We start from the raw sequence: 8196 nt of genomic DNA on the forward strand, positions 1-8196 counted from the left end.
GTCGCGCGAGACGACCCGTCCGCGCCCGAGTACGCCGCCGCCGAGACAGCCGCGCTCGTCGCCGCGGAGGGCGCACGCCGTGCCGAGCGCGTCGGCTCGGCGGGTACGTGACGCCGGAGGCGCGCGCCGCGTACGCGGATCGGAGAGATGTCGGAATCCTTCGGGCACGGGGTGACATAGCTGCACAAATGTGCCAGAATCGCGCCAGGGTGACGACGGTGCGCCCGGATCAGGAGACACGATGGCTGCTCGATACGACCTCGCCAAGGTGAAGCTCGGCAAGCTCATGACCGACCCGGATGCCGAGGCGATCATCCTCGACGTCATCCCCGACCTGAAGAAGAGCCCGACGTACCTCGTGGCGAAGACGTTGACCGCGAGCGCGGCCCTCCAGTTGGCCGCCGCGCAGCTCGGCGCGGAGAAGGCCTCCGAACTGCGTCGCCGGGTCGAGGCGCTGGAGGCCTGAGGGTCGTTTCCCCGGAGGCGGAGATGACAGAGGGGAACGTCTCATGGTGATCGGCACGATCGCGCTCGCGGTGACGGGGGTGGTGCTCGCGGTTCTGGTCTCGTTGTGCGCCGCCGGAGTCATCGGGCCCAACCCCCTCGTGGGTATCCGGCTTCCGGTTCTTCTCGCGTCCCGCGATTCGTGGCGGGAAGGACATCGATCCGCTGCGCTCCCCGCGTGGCTCGGCGCCGTCACTGCGAGTGTTCTCGGAGGTGTGGCCGTCCTTATCCCTGCTCTGGCCGATTGGGGGATTGTGTTCACCGCCATTCCCGTCCTGGCAGGAATCGTCTGGGGGACCGTGCGCGCATCGTCTGCCGCGAACGCCGTACTCGCGAATCGTGGGGTCGGGTGACCTGGCCCTCAGGGGGCCCGACTCTCGGCAACCCGCGCGGACTCAACGTGCGGACGACGGATCGATGCGAGTGCGAAGACAAGTGCTCCGAGGAGCAGCGCTGGCGGCCACAGGAGGACGATTGGCGTCGAGGGATTCGTACTGGCTTCGACGGCCGTGATCCACGTCAGAGTGACCATCCCGGTGAGAGCTACAAGAAACCCGAGACCCGCGCTGCCGGAGAAGCGGCCGAGATCGTCGCCGTTGGTGTCCGTGCCCGCCGCGTAGATTGGCTGACGTGACCCCGCTCGTCTTCGCCACCGTCGCTGTCGCCGGGGGAGTCGGCGCGGGCGCGCGTTACCTGCTCGACGTCGCCATCCGTCACCGCACCGGCGAGAGCTTCCCCTGGGGCATCCTCGTGGTCAACCTCTCCGGGGCGCTGGTGCTCGGCATCCTGAGCCGACTGCCCGCCGACGAAGCGTGGCGCTGGATCGTGGGGACGGGGCTGCTCGGCGGCTACACGACCTTCAGCGCGGTCGCGGTGGCGACGGCGCTGTTCGCCGAAGAAGGCCGGACGCGCACCGCGACCGTGTACGCGGTGGCGTCATTCGCAGGGTCCGTCGTCGCCGCTCTGGTCGGCATCGGGATCGGCTCGCTCCTCTGACGCCGCCTCCCGCGCGGCGGTGCGTGGGATACTGGCCCTCGATACATCTCTGTATCGAATGGTGTTCCCGAGAGGTCCTTCGTGTCGTATCTGGCCGTCCTGAGCCTGAAGAACCGCGCCCTGATCGCCCTCGTCACGATCGTCGCGGCGATCTTCGGCGGCCTCGCGCTGACAAACCTGAAGCAGGAGCTGATCCCCTCGATCCAGTTCCCGCAGCTCGCCGTCGTCACGACCTACCCCGGCGCCTCGCCCGAGGTGGTCGAAGCCGACGTGTCGACGCCGATCGAGAACGCGATCCGCGGCGTCGACGGGCTCGAGTCCACGACCGCCACGAGCACGACGAACTCCTCGATCGTCTCGGCGTCCTTCACGTACGGCACCGACCTCGCCTCGGCGCAGCAGAAGATCCTCGCGGCGATCGCCCGGATCAAGGACCAGCTCCCCGAGTCCGCCGACACAACGGTGGCCTCCGCGAGCATCGACGATTTCCCGGTCATCCAGCTCGCCGTCACCGGCTTCAGCGACGCCGAGGCCGTGCAATCGACCCTGCAGACGAGCATCATCCCCGACCTCGAAGACGTGGAGGGGGTCAACGGGGCGCAGATCGTGGGCGGCACCGCTCAGCGCGTGACGATCACACCCGACGCCGGCAAGCTCGCCGAGCGCGGGTACACCCAGCAGGCCATCACCGACGCTCTGGACGCGAACGGCGTGCTCTTCCCGGGTGGGTCGATCACCGAGGGAGATCAGACCCTCACCGTGCAGACGGGAGCGAAGCTGACGAGCGTCGACGAGATCTCGGCGCTTCCTCTGGTGCCCTCGGATGCCGCGCAGGTGCGCGCCGGAGCCACCACGATCGCCGACGTCGCGAGCGTGGCTCTGCAGGCCGACCCCACCACGACCCTGTCGCGCGTGGACGGAAAGCCGGCCCTGACGATCGCCGTCACCAAGCTCCCCGCGGCCAACACCGTGGACGTGTCGCGGGGGGTCCTCGCGGCGCTTCCGAGCCTGGAATCCACGCTCGGCGACGGTGCCACCTTCACGGTCGTCTTCGATCAGGCCCCCTTCGTGGAGCAGTCGATCGAGGCGCTCGCGCAGGAAGGTCTTCTCGGCCTCGTCTTCGCCGTCGTCGTCATCCTCATCTTCCTGATGTCGGTGCGCTCGACGCTCGTGACCGCGATCTCGATCCCGACGAGCGTGCTCATCACCTTCGTGGGTCTGCAGGCATTCGGTTACTCGCTGAACATCCTGACCCTCGGTGCGCTCACGATCGCGATCGGTCGCGTCGTCGACGATTCCATCGTCGTGATCGAGAACATCAAGAGGCATTACGTCGGCGACGCCGAGAAGATCCCGACCATCGTCCGCGCCGTGCGCGAGGTGGCCGCTGCGATCACGGCATCCACGATCACCTCGGTCGCGGTGTTCCTGCCGATCGCATTCGTGGGAGATGTGACCGGCGAGCTGTTCCGTCCCTTCTCGCTCACCGTCACGATCGCGATGGCCGCATCGCTCCTCGTCTCGCTGACGATCGTGCCCGTGCTGGCGTCGTGGTTCCTCAAGCCCGGGAAGGTGGTCCGGGACGCCGAGGGCAACCCGATCGATCCCGAAGCCCCCGACGCGCCGCCCTCGCGTCTGCAGAAGGCCTACGTGCCCGTGCTGCGCTGGACGCTGAAGCACTCGTGGGTCACCCTCACCGTGGCCGTGCTGGTCCTCGGGGGCACTCTCGCGGCCGTCCCTCTGCTGAAGACCGACTTCCTCGGCGACTCGGGCCAGAACACCTTCACCGTCACCCAGAAGATCGGCTCGGCTCCGAGCCTGGATGCCGAAGACGCGGCGGCGCAGAAGGTCGAGGCCGTGCTGCTCGACATCCCGGGCGTCGAGACCGTGCAGACCTCGATCGGCTCGACCGGTTCGGCCCTGCGCGACGCGTTCTCGGGCGGAGGGTCGGGCATCACTTACTCGATCACCTCGCAGTCGGGCGTCGACCAGGTCGACCTGCGCGACCGCGTGCGCACCGAGCTCGAGGGGATCACGGATGCCGGAGAGATCGAGGTCGCCGCTTCCGGCGGGGGCCTGGGATCCACCGACATCACCGTCGATGTGAGCGCCGCAGATAACCAGGCGCTGCAGCAGGCGAACGACGCTGTCGTCGCGGGTCTGCAGGGGCGCGACGGCATCGGGCAAGTCACGAGCAGCCTCTCGGCGTCGCTGCCATACGTGTCGGTGCGCGTCGACCGCGCGGCTGCGGCCGAGCGCGGACTGTCGGAGCGCACGGTCGGCGCGCTGGTGTCGAACACGATGCAGCCGCGACAGGCCGGAACCGTCGAGATCAACGGCCGCGGTGTCACGGTCTACGTGGCCGCGGAGAACCCGCCCGCGACGGTCGACGCGCTGCGCGGCCTCGAGATCCCCAGCGCCGGCGGTACCGTGCGGCTCGATGAGATCGCGACGGTCGAGCAGAGCCAGACGCCCCCGTCGATCACGACGTCTCGGGGCCTTCGGACCGCCACGGTGACGGTCACCCCGACCACCGACGACCTCGGCAGCTCCTCGGCCAGCGTGAACGCGGCGCTCGCCGACGTGCAGCTGCCGGAGGGGGCGACCGCGAAGGTCGGCGGCGCCGTGACATCGCAGCAGGACGCGTTCGGGCAGCTCGGACTCGCCCTTCTCGCCGCGATCCTCATCGTCTACGTCGTCATGGTGGCGACCTTCAAGTCGCTGCGCCAGCCGCTCGAACTGCTGGTGTCGGTGCCGTTCGCCGCGACCGGAGCGATCCTCCTGCTGCTCGTGACGGGGGTGCCGCTGGGGGTTGCGGGAATGATCGGTGCGCTGATGCTGGTCGGCATCGTGGTGACGAACGCGATTGTGCTCATCGACCTCGTGAACCAGTATCGCGCTCGAGGTCTGAGCGTCTACGAGGCCACGATCGTCGGGGGCTCACGTCGTCTGCGCCCGATCCTCATGACCGCGCTCGCGGCCATCTTCGCGCTCGTGCCGATGGCGCTGGGCATCACCGGGCACGGCGGCTTCATCTCGCAGCCGCTGGCCGTCGTGGTGATCGGCGGGTTGGTGTCGTCGACGTTCCTGACGCTGCTGGTGCTTCCGACGCTGTACAACCTCGTCGAGGGAGCCCGGGAGCGCCGTCTCGCGCGACGCGCAGCGCGCGACTCGGCCGATGCCGATGGACCGGCGGGCGCGGCTGAGGTCGCCGCGGAGGACGGGCACCCGTTGAGCCGACGAGAGCTGCGCGACCGGCACTGAGGGACGCGAGGCGCAGCCGCGCCGCGGGCCGGCACATGGCCGTACGTCGCGTCGGGAACCGCGACGGATCGACCGTCAGCGACGGGCTCGAGGGCATCTCGGCCGGCTGCGGAACGGCCGGCTGCGAAGCGGTCCACGGGGCGCCGGTCGCTGCCGCCGCGGTCATCGCGGGGGTGTCGGCGGCTGCCGCCGTCGCGGTGACGCTCGCCTGCGAGAGCATCCACGTGAAGATCCCCGACCAGCCGAACATCGCGGCGAAGGCGATCACCTCGAAGAGCGCGAGGTTGATGGTGGCGGTGACGAACATCCACGCCCCAGCAAACAGGAACACGAAGACGAGAGCCGTCGCGATCGCGAGGCGTCGGTTCAGGCGGTGCATCAGCACCGGGGTCGTGATCAACAGCGCGGCGAAGCCGAGCACCATCATGCCGGCGACCTTGTCGTGCAGGTCCTTGTTGCTGTTCAGGGGCACGCAGCCCACGAGTGCGAGATTGACTCCGATCACCGTGAGGCAGACGAAAGCGACCGTCGCGGCTCCCCGCCGCCCTGCCCGCGATCCCAATCGACGCAGCTCGCGACGCACACGAACGGCGTAGACGACGACGAGCGCACCGCCGACCTTGAGGGTGGTGTTGAACAGGGCACCCGACACGTCGTGGAACGTCCCGAGCTGGCTGAAGTGCAGCTGCCACCAGAGGGGATCGGTCGTGGTGACGATCGAGGCCAGGATGCCGCCGACGAGCACGACGAGGACCAGGGCTGCCAGGTGCATGGTCGGCAGGGCGCCGAACCGGCGCGCCACGCGACGGGATGCCGCCAGCACTTCACGCGAGAAGGCGGGGGAGGACGGGGTGGAAACGGCTGGTCGGACCGCGATGCTCATTTCGGGCGCTTTCGCTGGGGGCGGACGAAAGTCCCCCGGCGCTGCGAGACCCTCGGCCTCCGTCGGCTTATTCGGGTAATGCCGAGAATCGCGTCGCTTTGATTCCCGGCGTCGACGGAAACCGTCAGCAGAATGCTAACTTTTCTGTCGCGCCAACGGGAAAGTCTTGACGAGAAATAACCCCAGGTCGCAAGCCGAAAATATGTCCCCCAAAAGGGGGACATATTGACTGATTAAGCGCTAAACCGAATTCCCCATTCGCGGGTCAATGACATTCCCGGCGTCACCGCGAGGACATCGATTCCCGAGGCGAATGCATTTGCCGGAGCAGTCATTGGCTCGATGGCGACGGCGAGGGGCTGTCCGGGGTAACGATCGGTCGTGAAGACCTGCGCCCAGCCGAACCCGGCGTCCTGCCAGAGCCGCAGGGTACGGCCATCCGGGGCCGTGAGGGTGTGGACCGCCCGACCGTCGGCATCCCTCTCCAGTCCCCGGTAGCCGTTGTCGAGCGAGGCGTCTCCCAGGCGCCGGCCCCCGCGCAGGTCGGTGCGTTCGTCGACCGGCACTTCGTCGACGGGGATGTTGCGGTCATCGAGCACGAGCGTCGTCGTCCCGGTGGAGCGGATGACGAGATCGGCGGTGACGACCCCGCCGATCTGCAGGTAGGGGTGGACGCCGAGCGCGACGGGCGCGGTTCTCGCCCCGACGTTCTCGATGTGGTGCGCGACGTCCACGCCGTCGGGCAGCAACGTGTAGGTCACGCGGGTGCGCAGGTGGAACGGGTAGCCCGTCTGCGGCACCACGTCGGCGCCGAGCACGAGGCGCTCGTCGGTGTGCTCGATCGGCTGGTAGGTGCCGAAACGCAGCAGGCCGTGACTGGCGTTGCCGAACTTGGGCTCGCTGATCGCGAGCTGCAGCTCTTCGCCCTCGAAGGTGTACTTGCCGTCGCGGATGCGGTTCGGCCACGGCACGAGGACGACCCCGGATGCCGCGGGCGTCGGCTGATCGTCGGGGTAGGACGGCACGAGGTCGACGCCGTCGACGGTCAGAGCGCGCAGGGCTGCACCGACTTGAGTGATCTCGGCGGAGGAGCGGGGGCCGTGCAGCAAGAAGCGCTGGCCGGTGGGGTCGGCGGTCATGACGAGGCCTTTCGTGAGCGGGGCGGGCGCTGCAGCCACGGGTGCAGCAGGCGGGTGACCCACGGGAGAACCGCGTAGGTCATGACGGGAGTGAGCATGAGGGTGGTCGCCAGCACGCGCACGATCAGTGGGATCTCTGTGAATCCCGGGATGAAGCCGAGCAGCCACGACGCGAGGAGGTTGGTGGGGAAGAAGCCGACCCAGATGGTGACCGCCTGCTTCCACCGAGGCGGTGCGGGCGGTACGGGTTGCTGCACGGGCGAGGTCGTGGCATCCGTTGCTTCCAGCACCGATCCGAACGAGGCGTCGAACCAGCCCTCGATGCCGGTGCGTCTCTCGACGCGCTCCTCGCGCGCGAACGGGCGCCCGGAGTCGAGCCACCACTGGCGCTGCGAGGAGGTCTCCCACCCTTCGAGCGTGGTGATGTCGCGGAAGCGGTACAGCATGTACCAGAGGTCGCTCTCTTCTCCCGCGCGCACCCAGCCCGAGCCGAGGAAACCGGGGAAAGCGGTCGCGAGGTCGGTGCCGGCCTGCATCCAGGAGGTCGCTTCGGCGGTGCGCGTCGGGTCGATGCGCCGCTCGATCGCCACCGTGATGGGGTGGGCGTCGGTGTCTGCCATGCGTCCATCTTCGTGGAGGAGCGCGCGTCCCTCGCCGTCCGCGGGACGTGGATGCCATTCCCAGGCGCGACCTGTACCGTTGACAGGTCGGCTCTGGACACCGCGTGTGATGCGCGGATGGGTTTGTGAGTCCAAGGGGCCGATGGACAGGACGCGATCGCGGCCTCGACCATCATCAGTGAATGGCCCCCGGCCGACGGTAGTCCGGGTTTTGCACCGCCGTGCGGTGCTGCTGTCTCGCGCGAAACAGAACCCAGAAGGACATCGTCATGCCCAAGAGCAAGAAGCCCGCCGGCGGCCGCGCCGCCAAGAACTTCGAGCCGCGCTACGGCGCGAAGACCTCGTTCCAGGACCGCAAGCGCCGCCCGGGTGCAGAGGCCCCCGTCAAGCCCGGCAGCAAGAGCCCGAACCACCGCGGCTACCGCGCCGAGACCGAGGCCGCTCCCGCGAAGGGGCGCTGGAGCGCGCAGGACCGCGCCGGTCGCGACGAGGCTCGCGGCATCCGCTCGTCGGCACGCGACGACCGCTTCGGTCGTTCTGATCGGGATGCCACGGCGGGCCGCCGCGACGAGCGCCCCGCGCGTTCGTTCGACGACCGTCCCCGTCGTGACGTCGGCGATCGTCCGGCGCGTTCGTTCGACCGTCGGGACGAGCGTCCCGCTCGCGGCGACGACCGTCCCGCGCGTTCGTTCGACCGCGCCGAGCGCCCCGCGCGCTCCTTCGACCGTGACGAGCGTCCCCGTCGCGACGCGGGCGACCGCCCGGCTCGTTCGTTCGACCGCAGCGACCG

Annotated in this window: 6 protein-coding genes and 2 pseudogenes; 5 read left to right on the forward strand and 3 right to left on the reverse strand. The window is 69.0% G+C overall.

Translation table 11 applies throughout. The annotated features are described in order from the left end of the window. Positions 1 to 241 precede the first annotated feature (241 nt). From NS220_RS09100 to NS220_RS09115, 4 genes are all read left to right on the forward strand, one after another. Complete coding sequence (locus NS220_RS09100; RefSeq protein WP_058623758.1) at positions 242 to 466, forward strand: hypothetical protein; 225 nt, start codon at positions 242 to 244, stop codon at positions 464 to 466. 43 nt (positions 467 to 509) lie between these two features. Continuing rightward, positions 510 to 857, forward strand: coding sequence for an SdpI family protein (locus NS220_RS09105; RefSeq protein WP_058623759.1), 348 nt, complete (start codon positions 510 to 512; stop codon positions 855 to 857). Positions 858 to 1134: 277 nt separating this feature from the next. Next, complete coding sequence (locus tag NS220_RS09110) at positions 1135 to 1500, forward strand: fluoride efflux transporter FluC (RefSeq protein ID WP_058623760.1); 366 nt, start codon at positions 1135 to 1137, stop codon at positions 1498 to 1500. An 81-nt stretch (positions 1501 to 1581) separates the two neighbouring features. After that, complete coding sequence (locus NS220_RS09115) at positions 1582 to 4764, forward strand: efflux RND transporter permease subunit (protein WP_058623761.1); 3183 nt, start codon at positions 1582 to 1584, stop codon at positions 4762 to 4764. A gap of 232 nt (positions 4765 to 4996) precedes the next feature. On the opposite strand, the pseudogene NS220_RS20570 reads toward NS220_RS09115, so the two are convergent. The 3 genes and pseudogenes from NS220_RS20570 to NS220_RS09130 all read right to left on the reverse strand — a co-directional run. Beyond that, positions 4997 to 5647, reverse strand: a pseudogene (locus NS220_RS20570) (DUF998 domain-containing protein); the annotation flags it as partial. Positions 5648 to 5880: 233 nt separating this feature from the next. Then, positions 5881 to 6825: an aldose 1-epimerase family protein gene (locus NS220_RS09125; protein WP_242864577.1), complete on the reverse strand. Its 945-nt coding sequence runs from the start codon at positions 6823 to 6825 to the stop codon at positions 5881 to 5883. Beyond that, positions 6783 to 7406, reverse strand: a complete 624-nt coding sequence (locus tag NS220_RS09130; RefSeq protein ID WP_058623764.1) for a hypothetical protein — start codon at positions 7404 to 7406, stop codon at positions 6783 to 6785. Before NS220_RS09130 ends, NS220_RS09125 begins: the two co-directional genes overlap by 43 nt. 269 nt (positions 7407 to 7675) lie before the next feature. Here NS220_RS09130 and NS220_RS09135 point away from each other — a divergent pair. Further along, positions 7676 to 8196, forward strand: a pseudogene (locus NS220_RS09135) (DEAD/DEAH box helicase); the annotation flags it as partial.

It is taken from the genome of Microbacterium testaceum (assembly GCF_001476655.1).
In the GTDB taxonomy this organism is placed as follows: domain Bacteria; phylum Actinomycetota; class Actinomycetes; order Actinomycetales; family Microbacteriaceae; genus Microbacterium; species Microbacterium testaceum_C.

Excerpts from the sequence above, each read along its gene's own strand:
- NS220_RS09100 (WP_058623758.1), top strand. The coding sequence starts at position 242 with ATGGCTGCTCGATACGACCTCGCCAAGGTGAAGCTCGGCAAGCTCATG.
- NS220_RS09105 (WP_058623759.1), top strand. The coding sequence starts at position 510 with ATGGTGATCGGCACGATCGCGCTCGCGGTGACGGGGGTGGTGCTCGCG.
- NS220_RS09130 (WP_058623764.1), bottom strand. The coding sequence starts at position 7,406 with ATGGCAGACACCGACGCCCACCCCATCACGGTGGCGATCGAGCGGCGC.